The sequence below is a fragment of the Streptomyces sp. NPDC053069 genome (assembly GCF_044546895.1).
Taxonomy (GTDB): Bacteria; Actinomycetota; Actinomycetes; order Streptomycetales; family Streptomycetaceae; genus Streptomyces.
This window is the reverse complement of the sequence record NZ_JBITZN010000008.1, coordinates 25,635-51,710: the sequence shown is the minus strand read 5'-3', so window position 1 is coordinate 51,710 and position 26,076 is coordinate 25,635. Positions and strand designations below refer to the sequence as shown.

Annotated in this window: 28 protein-coding genes and 1 riboswitch; of the genes, 11 read left to right on the top strand and 17 right to left on the bottom strand. The window is 71.4% G+C overall.

Features of this window, described 5'->3' with window-relative positions; translation table 11 throughout:
* Nucleotides 1-34: 34 nt before the first annotated feature.
* From metF to ACIGXP_RS19805, 5 genes are all read right to left on the bottom strand, one after another.
* On the bottom strand, nucleotides 35-958 hold the full coding sequence (gene metF / locus ACIGXP_RS19825) for a methylenetetrahydrofolate reductase [NAD(P)H] (protein WP_363219877.1): 924 nt from the start codon (nucleotides 956-958) through the stop codon (nucleotides 35-37).
* Between the two features lie 135 nt (nucleotides 959-1,093).
* Nucleotides 1,094-1,741 carry a thiamine phosphate synthase gene (gene thiE, locus ACIGXP_RS19820; RefSeq protein ID WP_363219876.1) on the bottom strand — a complete coding sequence of 216 codons (648 nt, stop codon included), beginning with the start codon at nucleotides 1,739-1,741 and terminating at the stop codon, nucleotides 1,094-1,096.
* A gap of 92 nt (nucleotides 1,742-1,833) precedes the next feature.
* Nucleotides 1,834-2,199, bottom strand: a complete 366-nt coding sequence (locus tag ACIGXP_RS19815; RefSeq protein ID WP_055707421.1) for an Rv2175c family DNA-binding protein — start codon at nucleotides 2,197-2,199, stop codon at nucleotides 1,834-1,836.
* 166 nt (nucleotides 2,200-2,365) lie between these two features.
* Nucleotides 2,366-3,598 carry an NAD(P)/FAD-dependent oxidoreductase gene (locus ACIGXP_RS19810; RefSeq protein ID WP_399769968.1) on the bottom strand — a complete coding sequence of 411 codons (1,233 nt, stop codon included), beginning with the start codon at nucleotides 3,596-3,598 and terminating at the stop codon, nucleotides 2,366-2,368.
* Between the two features lie 31 nt (nucleotides 3,599-3,629).
* Nucleotides 3,630-3,980, bottom strand: a complete 351-nt coding sequence (locus ACIGXP_RS19805) for a hypothetical protein (protein WP_399769965.1) — start codon at nucleotides 3,978-3,980, stop codon at nucleotides 3,630-3,632.
* Nucleotides 3,981-4,033: 53 nt separating this feature from the next.
* A riboswitch (TPP riboswitch) is annotated at nucleotides 4,034-4,145 on the top strand.
* On the opposite strand from ACIGXP_RS19805, the gene thiO reads away from it, so the two are divergent.
* The 5 genes from thiO (at nucleotide 4,143) to ACIGXP_RS19780 (ending at nucleotide 9,284) form a co-directional block, all read left to right on the top strand.
* On the top strand, nucleotides 4,143-5,315 hold the full coding sequence (gene thiO / locus ACIGXP_RS19800) for a glycine oxidase ThiO (protein ID WP_399769963.1): 1,173 nt from the start codon (nucleotides 4,143-4,145) through the stop codon (nucleotides 5,313-5,315). (Overlaps the previous riboswitch by 3 nt.)
* Nucleotides 5,312-5,530, top strand: a complete 219-nt coding sequence (gene thiS, locus ACIGXP_RS19795; RefSeq protein ID WP_363218965.1) for a sulfur carrier protein ThiS — start codon at nucleotides 5,312-5,314, stop codon at nucleotides 5,528-5,530. The genes thiO and thiS overlap by 4 nt, the downstream gene beginning before the upstream one ends.
* 3 nt (nucleotides 5,531-5,533) lie before the next feature.
* The gene (locus tag ACIGXP_RS19790; RefSeq protein WP_363218964.1) at nucleotides 5,534-6,328 is read left to right on the top strand and encodes a thiazole synthase; all 795 of its coding nucleotides are present in this window, start codon (nucleotides 5,534-5,536) and stop codon (nucleotides 6,326-6,328) included.
* An 88-nt stretch (nucleotides 6,329-6,416) separates the two neighbouring features.
* Nucleotides 6,417-8,333: a Stk1 family PASTA domain-containing Ser/Thr kinase gene (pknB, locus tag ACIGXP_RS19785; protein WP_399769960.1), complete on the top strand. Its 1,917-nt coding sequence runs from the start codon at nucleotides 6,417-6,419 to the stop codon at nucleotides 8,331-8,333.
* 57 nt (nucleotides 8,334-8,390) lie between these two features.
* Complete coding sequence (locus tag ACIGXP_RS19780; RefSeq protein WP_363218961.1) at nucleotides 8,391-9,284, top strand: deoxyribonuclease IV; 894 nt, start codon at nucleotides 8,391-8,393, stop codon at nucleotides 9,282-9,284.
* Between the two features lie 6 nt (nucleotides 9,285-9,290).
* Here the strand turns inward: ACIGXP_RS19780 and ACIGXP_RS19775 are convergent, their stop codons facing one another.
* Complete coding sequence (locus ACIGXP_RS19775) at nucleotides 9,291-9,923, bottom strand: sulfite oxidase-like oxidoreductase (RefSeq protein ID WP_363218960.1); 633 nt, start codon at nucleotides 9,921-9,923, stop codon at nucleotides 9,291-9,293.
* A gap of 174 nt (nucleotides 9,924-10,097) precedes the next feature.
* Here ACIGXP_RS19775 and bfr point away from each other — a divergent pair, with 174 nt between their 5' ends.
* Complete coding sequence (gene bfr / locus ACIGXP_RS19770) at nucleotides 10,098-10,580, top strand: bacterioferritin (protein WP_363218959.1); 483 nt, start codon at nucleotides 10,098-10,100, stop codon at nucleotides 10,578-10,580.
* A gap of 3 nt (nucleotides 10,581-10,583) precedes the next feature.
* Here bfr and ACIGXP_RS19765 read toward each other — a convergent pair whose 3' ends face one another.
* The 3 genes from ACIGXP_RS19765 to ACIGXP_RS19755 all read right to left on the bottom strand — a co-directional run bounded on the left by ACIGXP_RS19765 (nucleotide 10,584) and on the right by ACIGXP_RS19755 (nucleotide 13,913).
* A complete protein-coding gene (locus ACIGXP_RS19765) occupies nucleotides 10,584-10,832 on the bottom strand; it encodes a (2Fe-2S)-binding protein (protein ID WP_363218958.1) in 249 nt (82 codons plus the stop codon).
* A gap of 140 nt (nucleotides 10,833-10,972) precedes the next feature.
* Nucleotides 10,973-12,322, bottom strand: coding sequence for a class II 3-deoxy-7-phosphoheptulonate synthase (locus tag ACIGXP_RS19760; RefSeq protein WP_363218956.1), 1,350 nt, complete (start codon nucleotides 12,320-12,322; stop codon nucleotides 10,973-10,975).
* 118 nt (nucleotides 12,323-12,440) lie between these two features.
* On the bottom strand, nucleotides 12,441-13,913 hold the full coding sequence (locus ACIGXP_RS19755) for a hypothetical protein (protein ID WP_399769955.1): 1,473 nt from the start codon (nucleotides 13,911-13,913) through the stop codon (nucleotides 12,441-12,443).
* A 21-nt stretch (nucleotides 13,914-13,934) separates the two neighbouring features.
* Between ACIGXP_RS19755 and ACIGXP_RS19750 the strand changes: the two genes are divergently transcribed.
* Nucleotides 13,935-14,075 (top strand): trp operon leader peptide, encoded by a 141-nt coding sequence (locus tag ACIGXP_RS19750; protein WP_399769952.1) that lies wholly within the window; start codon nucleotides 13,935-13,937, stop codon nucleotides 14,073-14,075.
* 93 nt (nucleotides 14,076-14,168) lie between these two features.
* Nucleotides 14,169-16,025 carry an anthranilate synthase family protein gene (locus ACIGXP_RS19745; protein WP_399769950.1) on the top strand — a complete coding sequence of 619 codons (1,857 nt, stop codon included), beginning with the start codon at nucleotides 14,169-14,171 and terminating at the stop codon, nucleotides 16,023-16,025.
* 17 nt (nucleotides 16,026-16,042) lie between these two features.
* Here ACIGXP_RS19745 and ACIGXP_RS19740 read toward each other — a convergent pair whose 3' ends face one another.
* The 4 genes from ACIGXP_RS19740 to ACIGXP_RS19725 form a co-directional block, all read right to left on the bottom strand.
* A complete protein-coding gene (locus ACIGXP_RS19740) occupies nucleotides 16,043-17,071 on the bottom strand; it encodes a 6-phosphofructokinase (protein ID WP_363218952.1) in 1,029 nt (342 codons plus the stop codon).
* 94 nt (nucleotides 17,072-17,165) lie between these two features.
* Nucleotides 17,166-17,843 carry a response regulator transcription factor gene (locus tag ACIGXP_RS19735; protein ID WP_360088049.1) on the bottom strand — a complete coding sequence of 226 codons (678 nt, stop codon included), beginning with the start codon at nucleotides 17,841-17,843 and terminating at the stop codon, nucleotides 17,166-17,168.
* Complete coding sequence (gene macS, locus ACIGXP_RS19730; protein ID WP_363218951.1) at nucleotides 17,840-19,072, bottom strand: MacS family sensor histidine kinase; 1,233 nt, start codon at nucleotides 19,070-19,072, stop codon at nucleotides 17,840-17,842. Before macS ends, ACIGXP_RS19735 begins: the two co-directional genes overlap by 4 nt.
* Nucleotides 19,073-19,114: 42 nt before the next feature.
* Nucleotides 19,115-19,861, bottom strand: coding sequence for a lysophospholipid acyltransferase family protein (locus ACIGXP_RS19725; protein ID WP_399770490.1), 747 nt, complete (start codon nucleotides 19,859-19,861; stop codon nucleotides 19,115-19,117).
* A gap of 185 nt (nucleotides 19,862-20,046) precedes the next feature.
* On the opposite strand from ACIGXP_RS19725, the gene ACIGXP_RS19720 reads away from it, so the two are divergent.
* The 3 genes from ACIGXP_RS19720 to ACIGXP_RS19710 are packed head-to-tail and all read left to right on the top strand — an operon-like array spanning nucleotide 20,047 to nucleotide 22,100.
* Complete coding sequence (locus ACIGXP_RS19720; RefSeq protein ID WP_363218950.1) at nucleotides 20,047-20,826, top strand: alpha/beta fold hydrolase; 780 nt, start codon at nucleotides 20,047-20,049, stop codon at nucleotides 20,824-20,826.
* Nucleotides 20,819-21,382, top strand: a complete 564-nt coding sequence (locus tag ACIGXP_RS19715; RefSeq protein ID WP_363218949.1) for a hypothetical protein — start codon at nucleotides 20,819-20,821, stop codon at nucleotides 21,380-21,382. The genes ACIGXP_RS19720 and ACIGXP_RS19715 overlap by 8 nt, the downstream gene beginning before the upstream one ends.
* Nucleotides 21,383-21,422: 40 nt before the next feature.
* Entirely contained in the window at nucleotides 21,423-22,100 is a 678-nt protein-coding gene (locus tag ACIGXP_RS19710) for a TetR/AcrR family transcriptional regulator (protein ID WP_399769943.1), read from the top strand.
* A 29-nt stretch (nucleotides 22,101-22,129) separates the two neighbouring features.
* On the opposite strand, the gene ACIGXP_RS19705 is transcribed toward ACIGXP_RS19710, so the two are convergent.
* From ACIGXP_RS19705 to ACIGXP_RS19690, 4 genes are all read right to left on the bottom strand, one after another.
* Nucleotides 22,130-23,500, bottom strand: a complete 1,371-nt coding sequence (locus ACIGXP_RS19705; protein ID WP_399769941.1) for a serine hydrolase domain-containing protein — start codon at nucleotides 23,498-23,500, stop codon at nucleotides 22,130-22,132.
* A 104-nt stretch (nucleotides 23,501-23,604) separates the two neighbouring features.
* Nucleotides 23,605-24,357 carry an endonuclease/exonuclease/phosphatase family protein gene (locus tag ACIGXP_RS19700; protein ID WP_363220224.1) on the bottom strand — a complete coding sequence of 251 codons (753 nt, stop codon included), beginning with the start codon at nucleotides 24,355-24,357 and terminating at the stop codon, nucleotides 23,605-23,607.
* Nucleotides 24,358-24,505: 148 nt separating this feature from the next.
* A complete protein-coding gene (locus tag ACIGXP_RS19695) occupies nucleotides 24,506-25,459 on the bottom strand; it encodes an ROK family glucokinase (protein WP_031166589.1) in 954 nt (317 codons plus the stop codon).
* Nucleotides 25,460-25,526: 67 nt separating this feature from the next.
* Nucleotides 25,527-26,033 carry a DUF5304 domain-containing protein gene (locus ACIGXP_RS19690; RefSeq protein ID WP_363220223.1) on the bottom strand — a complete coding sequence of 169 codons (507 nt, stop codon included), beginning with the start codon at nucleotides 26,031-26,033 and terminating at the stop codon, nucleotides 25,527-25,529.
* Nucleotides 26,034-26,076 lie beyond the last annotated feature (43 nt).

The following is a 26,076-nucleotide window of genomic DNA, read 5'->3' as shown; positions in this document are numbered from 1 at the left end:
GCTACGCAGTGTGTCGTATCGCGGTGCGGCCGGTCTAGGCCTGCGGGGGGTGGTGCAGGCCCAGGTTCTCGTAGATTTCCAGGGTCGCCGTGGAGTTGTTCAGCGTGATGAAGTGCAGTCCGGGCACTCCCTCGGCGAGCAGCCGAGCGCAGAACTCCGTGGCGAAGTCGATACCGATGGAGCGTACCGCCGCCGGATCGTCCTTCGCTGTGAGGATCCGCTCTTTCAGGGCGTCCGGGAAGACGGCGTTGCTGAGTCTGGGCAACCGTTCCAGCATCTTCACGCTGGTGACCGGCAGGACCTCGGGGATCACCGGGGTGTCACAGCCCGCGGCCGCCACCCGGTCGCGCAGCCTCAGATACGACTCCGGCTGGAAGAACATCTGTGTGATGGCGTAGTCGGCGCCCGCACGGCACTTGTCCACGAAGCGGGCGACGTCGGTGTCCCAGTCCGTGGAGCGGGGGTGCATCTCCGGGAACGCGGCGACGCCCACGCAGAAGTCGCCCGACTCCTTGATGAGCCGGACGAGTTCGGCGGCGTAGGTCAGGCCCCGCGGGTGCGGGATCCACTCGCCCATCGGGTCGCCGGGCGGGTCGCCGCGCACGGCGAGCATGTTGCGGATCCCGGCGTCCGCGTACTGGCCGATGATGTTGCGCAGCTCGGCGATGGAGTGGTCGACCGCGGTGAGGTGGGCGACCGGGGTGAGCGTGGTGTCGGCGACGATCTGCTGGGTCTCCTTGACCGTGCCGGCGCGGGTGGAACCGCCGGCGCCGTAGGTCACGGAGACGAAGTCGGGCGCGACCGCCTCGACCCGCCGGAGCGCGCTCCACAGGTTCCGCTCGCCCTTCGGGGTTTTCGGTGCCGAGAACTCGAACGAGTACGTCGTCTTGCCGGTGGCGAGGATCTCGCGCACGGTGCGTGCGCGATCAGTCCTGGTGGATGCGGTTCCGAGGGCCATACGGGCAGGTTAGCCAGGGCTCGGCGCTCCCCCAACCGAATGCCGGAAATTTGCCCGAATTGCCGCTCCCCTGTCCACTCCTTGGACAGAAATGTGGACAGGGACGGTGCACAGGCCGGTGGACAGCAGGCTCCGCTAGGCCTGCCGCAGCCGCTTCGCGAACTCCGCCGCGGCCGCCCCGGGGTCGTCGGCCTCGGTGATCGCGCGGACGACGACCACCCGGCGGGCGCCCGCGTCCAGCACCTGGTCGAGGTTGGACAGGTCGATGCCGCCGATCGCGAACCAGGGGCGTTCGGTGCCCAGGCCGGCGGTGTACCGGACCAGGTCGAGTCCCGGAGCGTGGCGGCCGGGCTTGGTCGGTGTGGGCCAGCAGGGGCCGGTGCAGAAGTAGTCCACGCCGTCCTGCACGGCGGCCGCGGCGGCCTCGGACTCGGCGTGCGTGGAGCGGCCGATCAGCACCTCGTCGCCGAGGACGGCGCGGGCCGCGGGGACCGGCAGGTCGCCCTGGCCGAGGTGCAGCACATCGGCGCGGGCGGCGTGCGCGACGTCCGCGCGGTCGTTCACCGCGAGGAGCTTGCCGTGCCGGGCGCAGGCGTCCGCGAAGACCTCCAGGTGCTGCAGCTCCTCGGCGGCCTCCAGGCCCTTGTCGCGCAGCTGGACGATGTCGACACCGCCGGCCAGGACCGCGTCCAGGAACTCGGGCAGGTCGCCCTGGCGCGTGCGCGCGTCCGTGCAGAGGTACAGACGGGCGTCGGCGAGCGCGGCGCGTGCGGTGTCGGACATACGTGGTCCCCCCTGATGGGTGTGCGGGCGGCCGGCGCGGGTGGCGTACGGCCATGAGGGCCGGCACGCCACCGCGCGCGCTGCGGGTCGGCTCAGACGGCGAGCGCCTGGGCCCGGCGCTTCACCTCCGTGCCGCGATTCTCACTCAGGGCCTGCGCGGGGGTGCCGGGCAGGGTCGGGTCGGGGGTGAAGAGCCACTCGATCATCTCTTCGACCGTGAAGCCGTCGTCCCGCAGGAGCGTCAGGGTGCCGGACAGGCCCTTGACGACCTTGTCCCCGTCGATGAAGGCGGCGGGGACGTGCAGCGCGCGGTTCTCACCTCGGCGTACGGCGATGAGCTGGCCCTCCTTGACCAGCTGCCGCACGCGCGTCACCTCGACGCCGAGCTGTTCGGCGATGTCGGGGAGGGTGAGCCAGGCGGGGACGAGAGCATCGATCTTTGCGTCAATCTCGGTCACGGCACCAAGGGTAGGCGCTCCGCCGGACTGGCCGCGATCTGCTCCGCCGGGTGCCGCGACGGGTCGTCCTTCGGCTGCGGCACGTCGGGGTGGCTCGCGCCCACGCGGCAACGCCGCACATCACTGGGCCCGCGCCCCTCACGGGGCGCTGTCACCAGGGCGCTGTTCAGTCAGCGGTTGCATCCTTCAGGGGCTTTCCCTGATCGGCCAGTGCCTGCGCGTCCATGGTCCGGCCCGCCTCGATCAGCCTGCGGCCCTGCGCCAGATCACGCGGTCGGCCCACGGCCAGCAGGGCTACCAGGCGGTCCTCGCGCAGCCAGCACACCGACCAGGCGGGGCCCTCGGGGTCGCCGCGCCACACCATGCGGTCGGCCGCGGCGTGGTGGCCGGCGTACTGCACGAAGCGGCCGAACTGCTCGGACCAGAAGTACGGGACCGGGTCGTAGACCGCCGGGGTCTCGCCGAGGATGTTCGCGGCGACCGTGCGAGGACCCTGCAGGGCGTTGTCCCAGTGGTGGACGAGCAGCCGTTCGCCGTAGCGGGCGGAGGGGAAGGAGGCGCAGTCGCCGACGGCGTACACGTCCTGCACGGAGGTGCGCAGCCGGTCGTCGGCGAGGACGTCCCCGTGCGGGCCCAGTTCGATGCCGGAACCGGCCAGCCAGATGGTGGCGGGGCGGGCGCCGATGCCGACGACGACGGCGCCCGCGGGCAGCCGGGTGCCGTCGGCGAGCACGACCGCGCCGGGCTCGACGCGCTCCACGCGCGCGAGCGTGCGCAGTTCGGCGCCGGCGTCGGCGTACCAGGCGGCCATCGGGGCGGCGACCTCGGCGGGCAGGGCGCCGGCGAGCGGGCGGTCGGCTGCCTCCACGACGGTCACCGCGCAGCCGGCCTCGCGGGCGGCCGTGGCGAACTCGGCGCCGATCCAGCCGGCGCCGACGACCACGATCTCGTGCTGCCGGGCGAGCACCGGCCGCAGCCGTTCGGCATCGTCCAGGGTGCGCAGCAGGTGCACGCCGGGGACGCCCTCGGTGCCGGGCAGGCTGATCGGTTCGGCACCGGTGGCGAGGACCAGGACGTCGTACGGCACCGGGCCCTGCTCGGTGTCCAGCTCGTGTGCGGCGGGGCGCACGCCCAGTACCTCGCAGCCGAGCCGCAGCTCGACGCCGAGCGACTCGAAGTCCACGTCGAAGGCGGAGTCCTCGGCCTTGCCGAGCAGTACGGCCTTGGACAGCGGCGGCCGGTCGTACGGCTGGTGGGGTTCGGCGCCGATGAGGGTGACGGTGCCCTTGAAGCCCTGTTCGCGCAGGGCGACCGCGGTCTGCACCCCGGCCATGCCGGCGCCGACGACGACCACGCGCCGCCCTTGTGACGTGCCCTCTTGTGCTGTCTGCTGGCTCACCTGATCACCATAGACAGTGACGCAGCGTCAGTCAGCGGGCGTGCTCGGTGACCTGTTCCACAACACTCGTGCCGGAGCCCGCCCGCGACTCCCACTCCCAGGTCTCCTCCAGGCGTACCCGCCCGTCCGGCAGCTCGACGACCGTGGACACACAGTGCCCCGAGGCGGTCGTGCCGTCGGTCCTCAGCTGGACATAGCGGAAGTCCAGCCGGTCGCCCTCCCGGGTGCCGACCAGATGGCCGCGTACCACGTCGCCCCCCGCGTACTCGGCCCAGATCTCGCCAGCCTTCTCGTGGTAGGCGAACCGGGTGCGGGAGCCCACCTGACCTGGGGCTTGGTCCGCCACGGGGGCGAGGATCAGTCCGTCGAGCGACCGGGGCACGGGCAGGGGCTCCCTTACGGGTGACGAGCGGGGCGGGCTAGGGTGGCCACCGTACAAGCACTCGCGGGAGCCCGGACGCACCGGGCTGAGAGGGAGGCTGGCGGCCTCCGACCGTACGAACCTGATCCGGGTCATGCCGGCGAAGGGAGGGGCTGGACGCCCATGTCGTCACGTACATCCGACACGTCCGACGTCCTCGTCATCGGGGGCGGCATCATCGGCCTGGTCACGGCCTGGCGCGCGGCGCAGCGCGGGCTCGCCACGGCCGTGGCGGACCCCGAGCCCGGCGGCGGGGCCGCGCGGGTCGCGGCGGGGATGCTGGCCGCGGTCACCGAACTGCACTACGGCGAGGAGACGTTGCTCGCCCTGAATCTGGAATCGGCCCGCCGCTACCCGGACTTCGCGGCCGAGCTGACCGAGCTGACCGGCCACGACCTCGGCTACCGCCGCTGCGGCACCCTCCAGGTCGCGCTCGACGCCGACGACCGCGCACATCTGCGGGAACTGCACGCCCTGCAGCGGCGCTGCGGCCTGGAGTCCGAGTGGCTGTCCGGGCGGGACTGCCGGCGTCTGGAGCCGATGCTGGCGCCCGGGGTGCGCGGCGGCCTGCGGGTCGACGGCGACCACCAGATCGACCCGCGCCGGCTCGCGGCGGCCCTGGTGACCGCGTGCGAGCGGGCCGGGGTGGTGTTCCACCGGGCGTGGGCGGAACGGCTGGACGTCGTACGGGACCGGGCCGCCGGGGTCACGCTCGCGGACGGCACCGGGCTGCGCGCCGGCCAGGTCGTCCTCGCGGCCGGGAGCATGAGCGGACGGCTCGCGGGCGTGCCCGAGGCGCTGCTGCCGCCGGTGCGGCCGGTGAAGGGCCAGGTGCTGCGGCTGACGGTGCCGCGCCGGTACGCGCCGTTCCTCAGCCGCACCGTACGGGCCGTCGTCCGCGGCAGCCAGGTCTATCTGGTGCCCCGCGAGAACGGCGAACTCGTCGTCGGTGCCACCAGCGAGGAGCTGGGCTGGGACACGACCGTCACCGCGGGCGGGGTGTACGAGCTACTGCGCGACGCCCATGAGCTGGTGCCGGGCATCACCGAACTGCCGCTCACCGAGACCCGGGCCGGGCTGCGCCCCGGCTCCCCCGACAACGCGCCGCTGCTCGGCCCGTCCGGGCTCGACGGGCTGCTGCTGGCCACCGGGCACTACCGCAACGGGGTGCTGCTCACACCGGTCACCGGCGATGTACTGGCCCAGCTGCTGACCGGCGGTCAACTTCCGGAAGTGGCCCGTCCGTTCACGCCCCAGCGCTTCGGCGCCGCCGTCCTCATGGAGCAGCCCGCATGACCATCTCCGTCACCCTTTCCATCTCCGTCAACGGAGAGCGCCGGGAGATCGTCCCGGGTACCGCTCTCGACACCGTCGTACGGTCGCTGGTCGCGGCGCCCTCCGGAGTGGCCGCCGCCGTCAACGAGACCGTCGTCCCGCGCGCGCAGTGGGCGGCCACGGCGCTGGCCGAGGGCGATCGCGTCGAAGTCCTCACCGCGGTCCAGGGAGGCTGAGCCATGGCCGACGATCCTCTGGTCCTCGGGGGTACGGCGTTCTCGTCGCGGCTGATCATGGGCACGGGCGGTGCGCCCAGCCTGGAGGTGCTGGAGCGGGCGCTGGCCGCCTCCGGCACCGAGCTGACGACGGTCGCGATGCGGCGGGTGGACCCGTCCGTGCACGGCTCGGTGCTGTCGGTGCTGGAGAAGCTGGGCATCCGGGTGCTGCCGAACACGGCGGGCTGTTTCACCGCGGGCGAGGCCGTGCTGACCGCGCGGCTGGCGCGGGAGGCACTGGGCACGGACCTGGTCAAGCTGGAGGTCATCGCCGACGAGCGGACGCTGCTGCCGGATCCGGTGGAACTGCTGGAGGCGGCGGAGACGCTGGTCGACGACGGGTTCACGGTGCTGCCGTACACCAATGACGATCCTGTGCTGGCACGGAAGCTGGAGGACGTCGGGTGTGCGGCGGTGATGCCGCTGGGGTCGCCGATCGGGTCCGGGCTCGGGATCCGCAACCCCCACAACTTCCAGCTGATCGTCGAGCACGCGCGGGTGCCGGTGATTCTGGACGCGGGGGCGGGCACGGCGTCGGACGCCGCGCTGGCCATGGAGCTGGGCTGTGCCGGGGTGATGCTGGCCTCGGCGGTGACGCGGGCGCAGGAGCCGGAGCTGATGGCCGCCGCGATGCGGCATGCGGTGGAGGGCGGCCGGCTGGCCCGGCTGGCCGGGCGGATTCCGCGCAGGCACTTCGCGGAGGCCTCCTCCCCGGCCGAGGGGCGCGCCCACCTCGATCCCGAGCGCCCGGCCTTCTGATCGCGGGCGAGTCACAGCTGTGCTGCATTCCGTCCCCGGAACAGCACAGCGTGCGGCACTGTCGGTCGGCCCTCGTAGACTCCCCTGCGTGGATACGACCCTTCAGGACCCCCTCGTCGGGCAGGTGCTCGACGGCCGTTATCGCGTCGACGCACGGATCGCGGTCGGCGGGATGGCCACGGTCTACCGGGCCCTGGACATCCGTCTGGACCGCGTTCTCGCGCTGAAGGTGATGCACCCGACGCTCGCGTCGGACGGTTCGTTCGTGGAGCGGTTCATCCGGGAGGCCAAGTCCGTCGCGCGGCTGGCACACCCGAATGTGGTGCAGGTCTTCGACCAGGGGACCGACGGGTCGTACGTGTACCTGGCGATGGAGTACGTCGCCGGGTGCACCCTGCGGGACGTGCTGCGCGAACGGGGCGCACTGCAGCCGCGGGCCGCGCTGGACATCCTGGAGCCGGTGCTGGCCGCGCTGGGTGCCGCGCACCGGGCCGGGTTCGTGCACCGGGACATGAAACCCGAGAACGTGCTGATAGGGGATGACGGCCGGGTCAAGGTCGCCGACTTCGGGCTGGTGCGGTCCGTGGACACGGTGACCAGCACGACCGGCGCCGTCCTCGGGACCGTGTCGTATCTCGCGCCCGAGCAGATCGAGCAGGGCACCGCCGATCCCCGGGTCGACGTCTACGCCTGCGGTGTCGTGCTGTACGAGATGCTGACCGGCGGCAAGCCGCACTCCGGGGACTCCCCCGCGCAGGTGCTCTACAAGCACATCCACGAGGACGTGCCGCCGCCCTCGGCGCTGGTGCCGGGCCTGCCGTACGAGCTGGACGAGCTGGTCGCGTCGGCGACCGCGCGCACCCCGGACATCCGGCCGTACGACGCCGTGGCGCTGCTCGCCCAGCTGCGCGAGGCACGCCTCGGGCTGAGCGCCGAGCAGTTGGACGCGGTGCCGCCGCAGGCGCTCACCGCGGAGCACGACAACGCCGAGGACCGTACGAGCGTGATCCCGCGCTCGCTGACCGTGCCGCGGCCGTTGCCCGTCAACGAGGACGGGCCGGCCGGGAGTGCCGTCCAGCACACCAGCCGGCTGCAGGCGCCACCGCCGGCGCCCCGCCGGCCGAGGCGTCTGGTGCTGACGATCGTCGCCGCCGTGCTGGTGGTGTTCGGCGTGGGCGCCGGCGTCTGGTACATCAACTCCGGCCAGTTCACGAAGGTCCCGCCGCTGCTGTCGAAGACCGAGGCGCAGGCGCGGGACCGGCTGGAGGCGGCCGGGCTGGAGGTCGGACAGGTCAAGCGCGCGTACAACGACACCGTCCAGCGGGGCACGGTCATAGGCACCGACCCGGCGCCCGGCGCCCGGATCCGCGATCACGACGCGGTGACGCTGACCATCTCGCTGGGCCCCGAGACGGTGAACGTGCCGGATGTCGCGGGCCGCCCGCTGGCCGAGGCGCGGGCGCGGCTGAAGGCGGACGGGCTGGAGCCGGGCATGGTGACCCGGGAGTTCAGCGAGAGCGTCGCCAAGGGCTCGGTGATCGCCACAACGCCGAAGGCGGGCACCAAACGGCACGCCGGCTCGGCGATCGCGCTGACCGTCAGCAAGGGCAGCCCGATCGACGTGCCGGACGTCACCGGTGACGACCTGGACGAGGCCAAGCAGGAGCTGACGGACGCCGGCCTGAAGGTGGTGATCGCCCCGCAGCAGGTCAACTCCGACGTCGACAAGGGCAAGGTGGCCCGGCAGAGCCCGGGCGACGGCAGCCCGGCCGCCGAGGGCGACACGGTGACGCTGACGCTGTCCAAGGGGCCGCAGATGGTCGAGGTGCCGGACGTGGTCGGCGACAGCGTGGACGACGCCCACAAGGCGCTGGAGGGCGCGGGCTTCACGGTGGACGAGGACCGCGGGCTGCTCGGTCTGTTCGGTGACACCGTGAAGAAGCAGTCGGTGGAGGGCGGCGACACGGCTCCCAAGGGGTCGACCATCACCATCACCATCCGGTGACGGGGGTCACCGCAGGCCGTGGTCCGGCGGCCGTGGCGGGCATGACACCCTGAACGGGTGAGTCCCGTTCAGCCCCCGCCCGTCCCCTCGCCCCTTCCGCGCAACCCCGTCGGCGGTCATGTCCCCGTGGCCGGCGGTCTGCACTCCGTGGGGCTGTCGTACGCCCGTGAGCTGCGTGCGGAGACCGTGCAGGTCTTCGTGGCCAATCCGCGAGGCTGGGCCACACCCGCCGGGAACCCGCGGCAGGACGAGGCGTTCCGGCAGGAGTGTGCCGAGCGGTCGGTCCCGGCGTACGTGCACGCCCCGTACCTGATCAACTTCGGCTCGCACACCGAGGCGACCGTGGAGCGGTCGGTGGAGTCGCTCAGGCACTCGCTGCGGCGCGGGCGGGAGATCGGCGCGCTGGGTGTGGTCGTGCACACCGGGAGCGCCACCGGCGGGCGGGCCCGGGACGTGGCGCTGAAGCAGGTGCGCGAGCACATGCTGCCGCTGCTGGACGAGCTGACCCACGACGACGATCCGTTCCTGCTGCTGGAGTCGACCGCCGGACAGGGCGCCTCACTGTGCTCCCGCACCTGGGACTTCGGCCCGTACTTCGAGGCACTGGACGCCCATCCGAAGCTGGGCGTGTGCCTGGACACCTGCCACATCTTCGCCGCGGGGCACGACCTGACCGGCCCGAGCGGCATGCACCGGACGCTCGACCTGCTGGTCGGCACCGTCGGCGAGGGCCGGCTGAAGCTGATCCATGCGAACGACTCCAAGGACGTGGCCGGCGCGCACAAGGACCGGCACGAGAACATCGGCGCCGGCCACATCGGCGAGGACCCCTTCCGCGCCCTGATGACCCACCCGGCGACCGCGGGCGTCCCGCTGATCATCGAGACGCCGGGCGGCAAGGAGGGGCACGCGGCGGACGTGGAGCGGCTGAAGAAGCTCAGGGACGGCTGAGGCCGGTCAGAGTTCCGGGCCCTCGCCCGGTGCCTCCTGGTAGGAGTAGCGCTGCTCCTTCCAGGGATCGCCGATGTTGTGGTAGCCGCGCTCCTCCCAGAAGCCGCGGCGGTCGGCGGTCATGTACTCCACGCCGCGGACCCACTTGGGGCCCTTCCAGGCGTACAGGTGGGGCACGATCAGCCGGACCGGGAAGCCGTGCTCGGCGGTGAGCAGCTCGCCGTCCTTGTGGGTGGCGAAGATGGTGCGCTCGGACGTGAAGTCCGACAGGCGGAGGTTCGAGCTGAAGCCGTACTCCGCCCACACCATCACGTGGGTGACGTCGGGCGCCGGCGGGGCCAGCTCCAGGAGGGTGCGGGCGGGGATGCCGCCCCACTCCGCGCCGGTCATGCTGAACTTCGTCACGCAGTGCAGATCGGCCACCACGGTGGTGTACGGCAGGGCCGTGAACTCCTCGTGGTTCCAGACGTGCTTGTCACCGTCGGCGGTGGCGCCGAAGACCCGGAACTCCCAGCGCTCGGGCCGGAACTTCGGTACGGGCCCGTAGTGCGTGACCGGCCAGCCGCGCTGGAGCCGCTGACCCGGCGGAAGCTCGGGCCCTGCCGCTGCTCCAGACTCGCGCTCCACCGGATGACCCATGTATCCATCCTGACAGACCTCGGGCAGTGCCCTTGACCACCCTTTCAAGAATCGGACAAGCAGCACCAACTCGGGACGTATCTACTAAGTAGACACTTACTGGACGATCTTCGTTGCCGGTGCGATCATGCCGCCGCACCCTCTCCCGTAACCCGTGTGGAAGGAGCCGCTGCGATGCAGGGCGACCCCGAGGTCATCGAGTTCCTCAACGAGCAGCTCACCGGCGAGCTGACCGCGATCAACCAGTACTTCCTGCACGCGAAGATGCAGGAGAACTTCGGCTGGTACAAGCTCGCCAAGTACACACGGCACGAGTCGTTCGACGAGATGAAGCACGCGGAGGTGCTCACCGACCGGATCCTGTTCCTGGAGGGGCTGCCCAACTACCAGCGGCTCTTCCACGTCCGCGTCGGGCAGACGGTGCGGGAGATGTTCGAGGCCGACCGGCAGATCGAGGTCGAGGCGATCGACCGGCTCCGGCGGGGCATCAAGGTGATGCGCGAGAAGGGGGACATCACGTCCGCCAACATCTTCGAGGACATCCTCGCCGACGAGGAGCACCACATCGACTACCTCGACACCCAGCTGGAACTGCTGGAGAAGCTCGGCGAGGCGCTCTACCTCTCCCAGCTGATCGAGCAGCCGGAGAGCAGCTGAACCCTACGCCGCCTCGGGGAGGTCGGCGGGTATGTCCGCGGCGATCTCCGCCAGCACCGGCTTGCCCTGGTCGGCCAGCTCGCGGCGCGGACAGGCGCCCCGGCCGAGGAGTGCCTGGATCCGGCGGACGCAGGAGCCGCAGTCCGTGCCCGCCTTGCAGGCGGAGGCTATCTGGCGCGGGGTGCAGGCACCGTCCTGCGCGTGCTGCTGGACCTGGGCCTCGGTGATCCCGAAGCAGCTGCAGACGTACACGCGGATTCACCTCCCGACGGGATCGCTCTGTGTACTGCCATCCCGTTTCTCGGTGAGGCAAACCTAACCTTACCCATCCCCCGGCACCCGCAAAAGAGGAGGAGGCGCGGATCCTGTGTGATCCGCGCCCCTTCAGGTGCCTACTGGTCCCGGTACATCTCCGCGACCAGGAACGCCAGGTCCAGCGACTGGCTGCGGTTCAGCCGCGGGTCGCAGGCCGTCTCGTAGCGCTGGTGCAGATCGTCGACGAAGATCTCGTCGCCGCCGCCCACGCACTCGGTGACGTCGTCGCCGGTCAGCTCCACATGGATGCCGCCCGGGTGGGTGCCGAGCGCCTTGTGGACCTCGAAGAAGCCCTTGACCTCGTCGAGCACGTCGTCGAAGCGGCGGGTCTTGTGCCCGGAGGCCGCCTCGAAGGTGTTGCCGTGCATCGGGTCGGTCACCCAGGCCACCGTCGCGCCGGACGCCGTGACCTTCTCGACCAGCTCGGGGAGCTTGTCGCGGATCTTGTCGGCGCCCATCCGGACGATGAAGGTCAGCCGGCCCGGCTCCCGCTCGGGGTCGAGGCGGTCGATGTACTGCAGCGCCTCCTCGGCCGTCGTGGTCGGGCCGAGCTTGATGCCGATCGGGTTGCGGATCTGCGAGGCGAACTCGATGTGCGCGCCGTCCAGCTGCCGGGTGCGCTCACCGATCCACACCATGTGCGCGGAGACGTCGTACAGCTTGCCGGTGCGCGAGTCGACCCGGGTCAGGGCGGACTCGTAGTCCAGCAGCAGCGCCTCGTGCGAGGAGAAGAACTCGACGGTCTTGAACTCCTCCGGCTCCGCACCGCAGGCCCGCATGAAGTTCAGCGCGTTGTCGATCTCCCGCGCGAGCTGCTCGTAGCGCTGGCCCGACGGGGAGGTCTTCACGAAGTCCTGGTTCCAGGCGTGCACCTGGCGCAGGTCGGCGTAACCGCCGGTGGTGAAGGCGCGCACCAGGTTCAGCGTGGAGGCGGAGGCGTTGTACATCCGCTTCAGGCGCTCGGGGTCCGGGACGCGGGCGGCCTCGGTGAAGTCGAAGCCGTTGACGGAGTCGCCGCGGTAGGTCGGCAGCGTCACGCCGTCGCGGGTCTCGGTCGGCTTGGAGCGGGGCTTGGAGTACTGTCCGGCGATACGGCCGACCTTCACCACGGGCACCGAGGCCGCGTAGGTGAGGACGGCACCCATCTGGAGCAGCGTCTTGAGCTTGTTGCGGATGTGGTCGGCGGACACCGCGTCGAAGGCCTCGGCGCAGTCGCCGCCCTGGAGGAGGAACGCCTCTCCCTTGGCGACGGCCGCCATCCGGGCGCGCAGCTGGTCGCACTCGCCCGCGAAGACGAGCGGCGGATACGACTCGAGGTCCGCGATCACTGCGCGCAGAGCCTCGGGGTCGGGGTACTCGGGCTGCTGCGCCGCGGGCAGGTTTCGCCAGGTGTTGCCAGCGCTCGGGCTGGTTGCGTTCACGGTCACGTTCTCCACATTACGGGGTCACCGCACGCATACATGCCGCGGGCTCACCAGGTGAGACGCAGGGGTCCGCCGCGCGAGGTGTGCACGGCGGACCCGTCCGGAACGTCGGCGCAGACCGTCAGTGCAGGTTCTGCACCGCCGGGTCGGTGAAACCGACGGCGAAGACCGTGCGCAGGGAGAGGTTGTCCGTGCCCTTGTAGTTCCAGCACACGTCGCTGTCGTCCGTGGCGGCCTTGAACTCGGTGTGCGCCGTTCGCAGGTCGCTGCCCGCACAGATGCCCTCGGTCAGCCCCCACACCTCGTCGACCTGGTCGGCGTCGAGCTTCGGCCAGTAGCTCAGGGCCTGCGGCGGGCCCGCCGCCCAGTTGCCGCCGGCCGCGCAGCTCGTCGCGGCGCGGGTGTCGCCCACCCAGGTGTGCGAGTACACGCCGGGCACGGTGCCGCACCCCTTGTGGAAGCCGAAGTTCAGCACGCCCTGGCTGTCGGTCCAGGTCATACCGCCCTGCAGGCCCCGGTAGCGGGAGGCGGCGTAGGCGTCCTGGATCACGGTTCTACCGCCGGACATGTTGAGCAGGCCGGGGTATGTGGAGGAGCTGGTCGGGTTCAGCTGGTAGCGCACCACGCGGGCGCCGTCGACGTAGCCCTGCCACTCGCCGGCGACCAGCTTGAAGGGGCCGCCGCCGGTCTTGTCCAGCGAGAGCCAGGAGAAGCACAGCTGCTCGGGGTCGATGGTGTTGCCCGAGCAGTCGGACGGCGTGCCCGCCTGCTTGTAGTAGTGGACCTCCGGCAGGACGTACGGGTAGCCGCAGGCGCTGGACCGGCCGGCGCCGTCGATCCCGTAGGTGCCCACGCCGGAGCCGTAGGTGTCGACCTTGGCGAGCTTGTTGATGTCGAAGACCCGGATGCCGTTCGCGGTGTCCGTGACGTAGAGGTAGTTCGCGTACCAGACGATGCCGCCGCCGTGGCCGGTCACGAACTTGAAGTTGTTGCCCGAGTCGGTGGGCTCGGCGAGCAGGACGTGGCGGTACTTGCCGGTGTCCCGGTCGATGAAGGTCATCTTGAGCAGGTTGTTGGTCGTGCAGTCCCTGGAGTCCTCGTTGCTGAGGGTCCGGTAGTGCCAGGAGACCGCCACGACGTGCTTGCCCTGGATGGCGCCGTCGCCGCCGTCGGCGGTGCCCGTGCTGCTCAGGCCCTGCGGCCACCAGTGCGGGCTGGTGTCGTCGGTGTGGGCGTTCGACCAGCACCAGGCCTTCTTGGTGCCCACCGGGGGCAGTGCCTTGGTCTCGGTGCCGGCGCAGGAGCGCATCGAGCGCAGGTTCAGCCAGCTGTCCGTCGCACCGGAGGAGTTCTTCGTGTAGTCGGTGGTGACGACGTCCGTGAGGTTGGCGTGGCTGGTGAGGTGGTTGTTGTAGAGATTGTTCGCGGCCGAGACATAGCTGGTGTCGGTCAGCTTGAACTGGTCGGCGCCGAGGGAGAGCTTCGTCACCGTCGGCGAATCCGCGGCCGAGGCGGGCTGGGCCGTGAGGCCGGTCAGCAGCGCCGCCGTGGCCGCCAGGCAGGCCAGGAGCCTGGAACCCCGTATGAATCCCATGCGTACCTTCCGTAAAAGCGAATGGGACATGTCAAGTACAGAACGAAGATCGTAACCGTCGGTGGCATCCCGCGGTCTCCCCCGGCATGGGGTAGGGTGCCGGGCATGTTCGCGCACTCGACCCGCACCTGGTGGTGGACCGCTCATCCGGCGGCCCACTGATCGCGCGTACACCAGACTTCGCGAAGGCCGCCCGAGGGGCGGCCTTCGGTGTGTCCGGGGCCGTTCCTCACCGACATCGACGGAAGAGGAACCATGGACCTGGCACAGCTCCTGCACGACGACCGCCCCTTCGCCCTGCTCCGCCGCCGCACGCCCGGCCGCGACACGCACCCGGTCGAAGTGCTCCTCGGCCCGGTGACCGGCCACGACCGGCTCGCCGACCTGCCCGGCGAGGGCCTCGCGCTGGTCCCGTTCCGGCAGATCCGCGAGCGCGGCTTCGACGTCCGCGACGACGGCACCCCCCTGCTGGTGCTGACCCCCGAGGAGTCGTACGAGATCCCGCTCGACGTGGCGCTGGGCCGGCTGCCGGCGCACGAGGTGCGCGTCGAGGGCGGTGGCTTCGACGTCGGCGACGAGGAGTACGGCGAGATCGTCGCCCGGGTGCTGGACGAGGAGATCGGCCGGGGCGAGGGGGCGAACTTCGTGATCCGGCGCACGTACGAGGGCGAGATCCCGGGATTCGGCCGGGCCGACGCGCTCGCGCTGTTCCGGCGGCTGCTGCAGGACGAGCGCGGCGCCTACTGGACCTTCGTCGTGCACACCGGGGACCGGACGCTGGTGGGGGCCAGCCCCGAGGTGCACGTCCGGATGTCCGGCGGGACCGTCGTCATGAACCCGATCAGCGGGACGTACCGGTATCCCGCCGGGGGGCCGACCCCGGAGCACCTGCTCTCCTTCCTCGCCGACGGCAAGGAGATCGAGGAGCTGTCGATGGTCGTCGACGAGGAACTGAAGATGATGTGCACCGTCGGCGACATGGGCGGCGTCGTCGTCGGGCCGCGGCTGAAGGAGATGGCCCACCTCGCGCACACCGAGTACGAGCTGCGCGGGAAGTCCTCCCTGGACGCACGGGAGGTGCTGAAGGAGACCATGTTCGCGGCGACGGTGACCGGGTCGCCGGTGCAGAACGCGTGCCGGGTCATCGAGCGGCACGAAGTCGGCGGTCGTGGCTACTACGCGGGCGCGCTGGCCCTGCTCGGCCGCGACTCCGGGGGCGCACAGACCCTGGACTCCCCCATCCTGATCCGCACCGCCGACATCTCCGCCGGTGGACGTCTGCGGGTGCCGGTCGGCGCCACGCTGGTGCGCGGCTCGGACCCGGCGGGCGAGGTCGCGGAGACGCACGCGAAGGCGGCGGGCGTGCTGGCGGCCCTCGGAGTACGGCCGTCCCGGCCGCACGCGGAGCGTCAGCGGCCCCGGCTGGCCGACGACCCGCGGGTGCGGGCGGCGCTGGACGGGCGGCGGGCCGCGCTCGCGCCCTTCTGGCTGCGGATGCAGGAACCGGCACAGGAGCTCACCGGCCGGGCTCTCGTCGTCGACGGCGAGGACACCTTCACGGCGATGCTCGCGCACATGCTGCGGTCGAGCGGGCTGGACGTCACCGTCCGGCGGTACGACGAGCCGGGACTGCGGAGGGCGGTGCTCGCGCACGAGGGGCCGGTCGTCATCGGGCCCGGTCCCGGTGACCCCTGCGAGCTCGACGACGCCAAGATGCGGTTCCTGCGGAATCTCACCGCCGAGGTGATCCGGGCGCACCGGTACGGCGTGCTCGGCGTCTGCCTCGGGCACGAACTGATCGCGGCGGAGCTCGGGCTGGAGATCGTCCGCAAGCAGGTCCCCCACCAGGGGGTGCAGACCACGATCGACCTGTTCGGACGGCCCGAGACGGTCGGCTTCTACAACAGCTTCGTGGCCCGCTGCGACGAGGAGACGGCCCGTGAGCTGGCCGCGCACGGGGTGGAGGTGAGCCGGGCCCCCGACGGTGAGGTGCACGCGCTGCGGGGTCCGGGGTTCGCCGGGGTGCAGTTCCACCCGGAGTCGATCCTGACCCTGAACGGGGCAACGGTCGTACGGGAACTGGTCGGTCAGCTGCGCCGTACGACCGTGTAGCCGTCCTGGGGCTGCCGTCAGCCGAAGAACACCCCGATCTCCTCGTACAGCTTCGGGTCCACCGTCTTCAGCCTGGCCGTGGCCTCGGCGAGGGGGACGCGGACGATGTCGGTGGCGCGCAGGGCGACCATCGTGCCGAAGTCGCCGTCGTGGACGCAGTCGATGGCGTGCAGGCCGAAGCGGGTGGCCAGCCAGCGGTCGAAGGCGCTGGGCGTGCCGCCGCGCTGGATGTGACCGAGGACGGTGGTGCGGGCCTCCTTGCCGGTGCGCTTCTCGATCTCCTTCGCCAGCCACTCGCCGACGCCGGACAGGCGGACGTGCCCGAAGGAGTCGAGCGACTCGTCCTTCAGGACCGCGTCCCCGTCCTTCGGCATCGCGCCTTCCGCGACGACCACGATCGGTGCGTACGACGCCTTGAACCGGGAGGTGATCCAGGCGCACACCTGGTCGAGGTCGAAGCGTTGCTCGGGGATGAGGATGACGTTGGCACCGCCGGCGAGGCCGGAGTGGAGGGCGATCCAGCCGGCATGACGGCCCATCACCTCGCAGACCAGGACGCGCATATGGGACTCGGCGGTGGTGTGGAGGCGGTCGATGGCCTCCGTGGCGATGCCGACCGCGGTGTCGAAGCCGAAGGTGTAGTCGGTCGCGGACAGGTCGTTGTCGATCGTCTTGGGCACGCCGACACACGGCACGCCGTACTCGTCGGACAGGCGCGCGGCGACCCCCAGGGTGTCCTCGCCGCCGATCGTGATCAGAGCGTCGATCTCCTGCTTGGCCAGGTTCTCCTTGATGCGGCGGACGCCGTTCTCCGCCTTGAGGGGGTTGGTGCGCGAGGAGCCGAGGACGGTGCCGCCGCGGGGCAGGATGCCGCGCACCGCGGGGATGTCGAGGCGCACGCTGTCGCCTTCGAGAGGTCCGCGCCAGCCGTCCCGGAAGCCGACGAAGTCATAGCCGTACTCCTGCACGCCCTTACGGACGATGGCCCGGATGACGGCGTTGAGCCCGGGGCAGTCGCCGCCTCCGGTCAGTACTCCGACCCGCATGGAAATGTCCCTTCACCACGGTTTCCTGACAGAGAGTCACGCTAGTGGTGATCCGTGTCACATCGGGAGGGGCGGGAAGGGTGATTCCGGTGCGCTACTCGTCGTCCAGGCCGCGCTCTATGGCGTACCGCACCAGCTCGACCCTGTTGTGCAGCTGGAGTTTGCCGAGGGTGTTCTGCACATGGTTCTGGACCGTGCGGTGGGAGATGACGAGGCGTTCGGCGATCTGCTTGTAGCTCAGGCCCTTGGCGACCAGCCGCAACACCTCCGTCTCCCGGTCCGTCAGCCGGGGCGCCCCGGGCTCGTCGGTGTCGGGGGCGGGCACGGGCTCGGCGGCGAGCCGGCGGTACTCGCCGAGGACCAGTCCGGCGAGGCCGGGCGTGAACACGGGGTCGCCGACGGCGGTACGGCGCACGGCGTCCAGCAGCTCCTCGGTGGAGGCCGACTTCAGCAGATAGCCGGTCGCGCCCGACTTCACGGCCTCCAGGACATCGGCGTGCTCACCGCTCGCCGACAGGACCAGGACGCGCAACGCCGGGTTGTGGCCGACCAGTTCCTTGCACACCTGGACGCCGGGCTTGGCGGGCAGGTTGAGGTCCAGCACGAGGACGTCGGGGGCGGCGGCCCTGGCACGGCGGACCGCCTGCTCGCCGTCGCCCGCGGTGGCGACCACCTCGAAGCCGGACTCGGCGAGGTCCCGGGCGACCGCGTCGCGCCACATGGGGTGGTCGTCCACCACCATGACCTTGATCGGGTCCTGCTGCTCGCTCATCGCCGCTCCGCCTTCTTCCCCCGCGCCCGACCGGCGCCCTTCGGTACTTTCAGTTCCACTTCCGTGCCCTGTCCGGGGACGGAGACGAGTTCGGCGCTGCCGCCCAGATCGCGCAGCCGCCCTCGGATCGACTGGGCCACGCCGAGCCGGCCCTCTCCCTCGGCCTGGACGAGCCGGCCCTCGGGGATGCCGGGGCCGTCGTCCCGGACGGTCACGACGATCTCGTCCGGCTCGTCCTCGACCAGGATCCAGGCCCGGGCGCCGGCCCCGGCGTGCTTGCGCACGTTGTCCAGGGCGGCGCCGACCGCGGCGGCCAGCTCCCGCGCGGCCGGCCGGGGCAGCTCGACCGGTGCACCGGGCTCGGCGAGGCTGACCCGGGCACCCGCGTACGGCGCCAGCAGGAAGCGCAGATCGAGCGGGCCGTCCGGTTCCTCCTCGTACGGCTCCTCCACGGCCCGTACGACCGCCCCGGCCGAGGCGTCCTCCGACACCCGGGAGACCGGCACCAGACCGCCGGAGACCAGCGTGCGCAGCGCCGCCTCCTGCTCCCCCGCGAGCCGCCCCAGCTCGGCCGCCTCGCCGCCGATCACCGCGCCGCGCCGCTGCACCATCGCCAGCACCTGGAGCACGCCGTCGTGGATGTCCCGGGCCAGCCGCTCCCGCTCCCGGGTCGCGGCCTCGATCTCCAGCGCGCGCGCCAGGGTGCGCTCGGAGGCACGGGCGACCTCCACGACGTAGCCGACGGCGATCGAGGCCACCCAGAGGAGGATCAGGCTGTGCACGGTGTCCCGGGCGGGATGGCCGCGTTCGACCAGGTTCGCCAGCGCGACCGGCGTGGAGGCCGCGGCGGCCCAGCGCCAGCCGCCCTTGATCGCGAAGGCCAGCACCGCACCGCCGGTCCATATCGACGGCAGCGTGGGGCCGCCCGCGATCCGCTGATGGCTGTCGGCGAGCGGGGTGATCAGGACGCCGCTGAGGGCGATGGCCAGGTCGACGGTCAGGAAGCCCTTGGTGCAGCTCGCCGCGTTGCGCACCCTGGGCAGGGTGGCGAGGGTCCAGACGAACAGGACGGCGAAGTAGCCGACGGCGACCCAGGGGTGCGTGTAGAGGCCGTGCCTGGTGGCCCCCAGGCCGATCGCGTACAGCATGGTCAGCACGCGGTAGCCGGTGAGCGCGCGCCACAGCGGCAGCTCGACCGACATCCTCATGACGCGCTCGCGCTCGGGCATGTCCCCCGGCCCCCCGACTCCCCCGGCTCCGCGGATCCCCGCTTACCCTTCCGCCTTCTTCTTCCCGGCTTCCTTCTCCTGGGCCTCCTTGGCCTTCTCCGCTTCCTTGGCCGCCTTCGCCGCCTCCGCGATCTGCCGCTTGGCGGCCGTCGCGTACATGTCGACATACTCCTGGCCGGAGAGCTTCATGATCTCGTACATGACCTCGTCGGTCAGGGCGCGCAGGACGAAGCGGTCGTGCTCCATGCCGTGGTAGCGGCTGAAGTCCAGCGGCTTGCCGATGCGGATGCCGGGCCGCATCAGCTTCGGCATCACCTTGCCGGGCGGCTGGATCTTCTCGGTGTCGATCATCGCCACCGGGATGACCGGCGCGCCGGTGGCGAGCGCCACGCGTGCGAGGCCGCCGGGCTTGCCCCGGTAGAGGCGGCCGTCGGGCGAGCGGGTGCCCTCCGGGTAGATACCGAACAACTCGCCGCGTTCCAGCACCTCTATTCCGCTCTTGATCGCGGCCTCGCCGGCACCGCGCGCCCCGGAGCGGTCCACCGGGAGCTGTCCGACGCCCTTGAAGAAGGCCGCCGTCAGCCTGCCCTTGACGCCCGGGGTGGTGAAGTACTCGGCCTTCGCGATGAAGGTGACCTTGCGGTCGAGGACCGCGGGCAGGAAGAAGGAGTCCGAAAAGGACAGGTGATTGCTCGCCAGGATGGCTGCGCCCTCGGCCGGTACGTTCTCCAGGCCCTCCACCCACGGCCTGAAGGCAACCTTCAGCGGCCCTCCGATGGCGACCTTCATCGTCCCGTACAACACCCGTGTGCCTCCTGTTTCCGTCGAACAGACCTTAACCCGGAGGACCGTCAATGGACCCGACGACCCTGGTCGGTGTCAGTGCGGTCGCGTACGGTGAACCACATCCGCGCGTTGTCCCACGCCTCTGCCGGCCACCGGCGGGGGCCCCTTCAGGAACAGGAGCGTCGAAGGTGCCGGTCCTCCCCGGAGCCGAGCCGTACCGCCACGAGGGCGGGGAGGTGGGGGTCCTCCTCTGCCACGGCTTCACCGGCTCGCCCCAGTCGCTGCGCCCGTGGGCGGAGCACCATGCGGCGCACGGCCTGACCGTGTCGCTGCCGCTGCTGCCCGGCCATGGCACGCGCTGGGAGGACATGCAGGTCACCGGCTGGCAGGACTGGTACGCGGAGGTGGACCGCGAGCTGCGCGTCCTCGCCGAGCGCTGCTCCCGGGTATTCGTCGCGGGTCTGTCGATGGGCGGCGCCCTGGCGCTCAGGCTCGCGGCCCGGCACGGCGAGCGGGTGCAGGGTGTCGTCCTCGTCAACCCGGCGAACAAGGTGCACGGCCTGTCGGCGTACGCCCTTCCGGTGGCGCGGCATCTCGTGCGGACGACGAAGGGCATCGCCAGCGACATCGCGAAGCCGGGCGCGGCCGAGCTGGGCTACGACCGGGTGCCGCTGCACGCGGCGCACTCGCTGCGGGTGTTCCTGCGCCGGCTGGACGGCGAGCTGCCCCAGGTCACCCAGCCGTTGCTGCTGCTGCGCAGCGCCCAGGACCATGTGGTCCCGGCGGCCGACTCGGCCCGGGTGCTGAGCCGGGTGTCGTCCACGAACGTGACGGAGATCGTGCTGGAACACAGCTACCACGTGGCGACGTTGGACGAGGATGCGGACCGGGTCTTCGAGGAGAGCCTCGCCTTCATCGGCCGGCTCGCACCCAGTCTCGGCAAGGAAGGGACGGCCACAGTTGGCTGAGCACGAGTCCGACCGCGAGGACCGCGAGGGCCGCGAGCCGGACGAGCAGAAGGTGCCCTTCGACGAGGACGCCGCCTGGCGCGCCATCGTCGCCGGGTACGGCGAGGAGCCGCCGGATCCGCCGGGCGCCAAGCCCTTCAAGCCGGTGGAGGACCTGGCGCTGCCGGAGCCGGAGAAGGACGCCGGGGGCGACACCGACAAGGCGCCGGTCCGGCCGCTGGGCAGCTCGGTCTCCTTCGCGCCCGGTGTCGGCCCGCGCGACTACTCCGTTGCGGAGCCGTCCGAGGACGACTTCGACGAGGACGACGAGGGCCACTTCGTCCCGCCGGAGCCGCCGCCGCTGCCGACCGCCGACACCACGGCGAAGTTCGCCTGGCTGGGTGTCGTCGGGGGGCCGATCCTGCTGCTGCTGGCGGTGCTGTTCGGCTGGCAGATGACCTGGTGGCTGACGACCCTCGGCATCGGCGGCTTCCTCGGCGGCTTCGCCACGCTGGTGATGCGCATGCGCACGGACGACGAGGAGGACGACGACCCCGGGCGGGGCGCGGTGGTCTGAACTTTGTACAAGTCCGTGGTGACTCACCTATCGTGAGCCCATGCCGCGCGACACGCTGACCCCGGAACAGATCGTCCGGACCGCCGTGGAGCTTCTGGACGACGAGGGCCTCGAAGGCCTGAACATGCGCAGTCTGGGCAAGCGGCTGGGGGCCGCGGCGACCGCCGTCTACTGGCACGTCAAGAACAAGGACGACCTCGTGCTGCTCGCCGCCGACCGGGTGTGGCACGAGGTCGAGCTGCCGGCGCTCGACGCGGCGGACTGGCGGGGGGTCGCCACGGCGATGGCCGACCGGCTGCACGCGATGCTCGTGCGGCATCCGTGGCTGGTGCAGGCGATCGGCTCCCATCTGCTCTACGGCACCGGCAAGGCCCGTTACGACGACCATCTCCTCGGCGTCTTCGAGACCGCCGGCTTCCCGGCGCAGGAGGCGGACCGGGCGGCGGGGGCGTTGGTGACGTATGTGCTCGGCAATGCGCTGGGCGCGTCCGCGGTGACGTCACTGACGCGCAAGGTGCGCAGGGCCGGCGGGGACGCCGAGGAGCAGTTCAAGGAAACGCTGGCCAGGGCGGCGCAGGTGGCGCAGCCGTTCCCGCGGTTGCGGGCCCGGCTGGACACGGCTGCGGCTACGGGGCACGGCGACGCACCCGACGGTACGTACGCGGCTGGGTTGCGGGCACTGCTGGAGGGACTGCGGCCGGGCGGCGCCGAAAGCTGACCCGGCACCGCCCCGGCCCCCGGAGCGGGTCAGGACCGGGTGAAGAGGCGCCCCGCCAGGTCCACCCCGGTCACCGTGCCGTCGGCCCCGCGGGAGAAGAAGCCCCGTTGGCCCTTCAGACCGCCCTCCACCACGAGGTACCCGTCGCCGTCCCCCGGCAGGAAGCCGATCTCTGCCGCCGGATGGTCCGGCGGCATCTCCGCATCCGACGCCGCGCGGATCTCCGGCTTGATGCCGACCGCGAGCGTGAGCCGGTCGCCGTCCGCCGCGATGTCGAGGTTCATGGCGTCGATCTGGTACCGCCCGACGACCTCCCGTGCTCGCTCCTCGTCGTACGGCAGCGGCTCGGGCTCCCGCTCGACCACACCGAGGAAGAGCTCCAGCGCCCGCTTCAGCACCGACTGGTTGAACTGGTAGCCGTCCGGGTCGGCGTTGGACAGCGAGACGACGGCGAAGTCCCGTTCCGGGACCAGGAGCAGTTCGGCGAACTGTCCGTTGCCCGAGCCTCCGTGACCGGCCGTGCGCACGCCCTCCACGTCCCGCAGGAACCAGCAGATGCCGAAGGCGTCGCCGAGCGTGCTGCCCCGCAGTTCCACGGTCGGTTCCTGCATACGGCGCAGCGTTTCGGCGGTCAGCAGCCCCTCTCCGTCACCCAGCTGGAACCGTGCCCAGCGCAGCAGGTCGCTCGCCGAGGAGACGATGCCGCCGCCGGGGTTGTTGCCGCGCAGTCCGGCCCGCCGGGACTTCCAGGGGCGGGCGAGGGTGAGGGAGCCGTCCTCGGCGCGCTTGTGACCGACGGCGAAGCGCCGGACCACGACGTCGTCCAGGTCGAAGACGGTGTCGGTCAGACTCAGCGGCTGCAGGACCAGTTCGGCCAGCGCCTTCTCGAACGTGAGGCCGGTGACGTTCTCCACCACTCGGCCGAGCAGGTTGTACCCGGCCTGGCTGTAGGAGGCACGGGCGCCGGGCGGCGCGATCAGCGGCAGCCGGTCCAGCTGCCCGACGAACGCGGCGAGCGAGCCGTCGCCCTCCTCTGCGTCGACCAGGTTCCAGTCCAGGCCCGCCGTGTGGTTGAGCAGGTGCAGCACGGTGATCCGGGCGGCGGTGTCCTCGTCGGCGAGGCGCAGGTCGGGGACGTACCGGCGGACCGGTGCGTCCAGGTCCACCCTGCCCTGCTCGACCAGACGCATCAGCGCGGTCGCCGTGAAGCTCTTGCTCACCGAGGCGAGGTGGAAGAGGGTGTGCTCGTCGATCGGCAGGGGGTGTTCCACGTTCGTCACGCCGTACGTGACGTGGATTTCCTCGCCGCCCGTCAGTACGGCGACGGCGGCCCCCGGCACCCCGTACTCCTTCGCCGCCGATTCCACAAACGCGGCCAACCGCTCTCGCTCGCCGGACATCAGGTTCCCCCCTCCTGGTTACTTGAACTAAGTACAAGAAGGACTGTAGGCGGCCGGAGGCAGGCCGCACAAGACCTTTCTTGCACTTAGTTCAAGAGAAGGCCTCACGCCACCGGTACGCGAAGTGCCGCCAGCACCGGGAGGTGGTCCGTGGCCGCTTTCAGATCGGCCCCCGTGACGCCCGGCTGGTCCAGCGGGACCCCGCAGCCGAGCACCTCGATGTCCTTCGTCGCGAAGACGGCGTCGATGCGCTCGGGGGGTTCGCTGTGCGGCCAGGTTTCCTCGCCGCCCCAGGGAGCCACGGCCCGGCAGTCCCGGAGGCTCGCGGAGACCAGCCGGAAGGCGGGGCCGTCGGGGCCTTCGTTGAGGTCACCGCCGACGACGGCGTGCTCCACGCCCAGGCCGGCGAGGTGCTCCAGGAGCAGGGCGGCCTGCTCGTACCGCTCTTTGTCGTCCAGGCTGAGATGACAGCTGATCACGCCCAGCCGGGCGCCGCCGAAGCGGATCACCGCCGTGGCGAGGCCGCGCCGGTGCAGCCCGGGAGTGAGGGGCAGCAGGACGTCCTCCGTGCGCTCCACGGTGGCCCGGAGCGAGCAGAGGATCGCCGGGCCGGCCGCGGTGGCTCCGCCGGTGAGGATCGCCTGGCCGGTGGCTTTGGCGAGGCGGGCGAGCTTTTTGCGCCAGCGGAAGAAGCGGGGGGCCTCCTGGATCAGGACGAGGTCCGGGGCGCAGGCGGTGATCACTCTCGCGAGGGCGCGGGTGTCGTCGCGCATCGAGCGGATGTTGTAGCTCAGGACGCGGATGACGGGGGAACCATCGGGTTCGGTACGGGAGTTGGGGAGCAGCGGGGTTGCCATGGCGTCAATGTACGACGCGCCCGGGGTTCGGGCGCCCGATGACTCGGGGCGCGGGGTTCGTGTGCGACCGCCGGTTGTGGAATGGCCGGTCGCGCAGTTCCCCGCGCCCCTGAGGTTCACGCAGTGGCCGCACCCCGAGAAGGGAACGTCACATGATCGGGTCGGGTTCCCGGGCCAGGTCTGCCGCGCCCACCAGGCCCGCCTTGTTGCCGAGCTGGGCGGCGATCACGTCGGCCACGGGGCGCCAGTTGCCGCCCACCAGCCAGCGCTTGTAGGACTTGCGGATCGGGTCGAGGACCAGCTCGCCCTCGTCGGAGAGGCCGCCGCCGACGATGAAGGCGGACGGGTCGAACAGGGAGGCCAGGTCGGCGAGGCCGGCGCCGGCCCAGCGGGCCAGTTCGCGGTAGGAGTCGACGGCGACCGGGTCGCCCTGGCGGGCGGCCATGGAGATGTGCTTGCCCTCGATGCCGTCGGGGGTGCCGTCGCCGAGGCCGAGCAGGATCTCGGCGTGCTCGGGGGTGGCGTTGGCGCGCTGCTTGGCGTAGCGGACCAGGGCGCGGCCGGAGGCGTACTGCTCCCAGCAGCCCTGGGAACCACAGCCGCACAGCAGGCCGTCCGGGACCATCCGGATGTGCCCGAACTCCGCGGCCACGCCGAAGTGGCCGCGGCGCAGCTTGTTGCCGATGATGATGCCGCCGCCGAGGCCGGTGCCGAGCGTGATGCAGATGACGTTGCGGTGGCCCTTGCCGGCGCCGAACTTGTACTCGCCCCAGGCGGCGGCGTTGGCGTCGTTCTCGACCACGACCGGGAGGCCCACGCGGGCCTCGACCTTCTCCTTCAGCGGCTCCTGGCGCCAGTCGATGTTCGGCGCGAAGTACACCGTGGAGCGCTGCCGGTTGACGTAACCGGCCGCACCGATGCCCACGCCGACGATCTCGTGCCCGGCGCGCGCACCCTCCACCGCCGAGGCGATGGCGTCCACGATGGCCTCGGGCGTGGTGGGGGTCGGCACCTTGAAGGTCGAGAGGATGTTGCCTTCCTCGTCGACCACGCCGGCCGCGATCTTGGTGCCGCCGATGTCGACGCCGATGGTGAGTCCCATGAATCCCTCAGTTTCGGTCGAGCCCCGCTACGGCCAACCGTACCCGAGGCCCTGCCGTGGAAGGGCTTCAGTCCAGGTCGATGCGTTCCCCTGGGCCGGTGCCCTCGCCCCGGTCGCGCCGGCCGTCCGGCCCCTCGCGGGTGAGGTCGTCGGCCGTGCGGGCGGTCCAGCGCCGCTCCTGGGCCTGGACGGCGGAGCGGTAGGCGGCGAGCAGTTCGCCGCCGGCCGCGGCCAGGTGGTCGAAGACGTCCGGGTTGCGGTCTATGACGGGCTCCACGGCGGCCTTGGCCTGCTGGACGGCCTGGCGCACCATCTGCTGGGCGGCCGGTCCGGCAAGGCTGCCGAGGAGCGGTGACGAGAGGCCGGACAGCTTGTCGGCCACCGTGTCCACGAGTTTCTTCAGTTCCTCGGCGGCCGAGCCCGGCTGCGGGCCGTACTCGGCGCGGCGGCGGGCCTTCTCGGCGGCGAGGTCCTCTTCGCAGGCCGTGGCCCAGGCGTCGGCGTCGGTCGCCCGGCTCTGTTTCCCGTGTTCCTGTTCCTCGGACGAGTCGGATGCGGGACGCTCTTCGCTCATGGCGGACTCCTGACTACGGTTCGCCTTTACGACGTTACCCGAA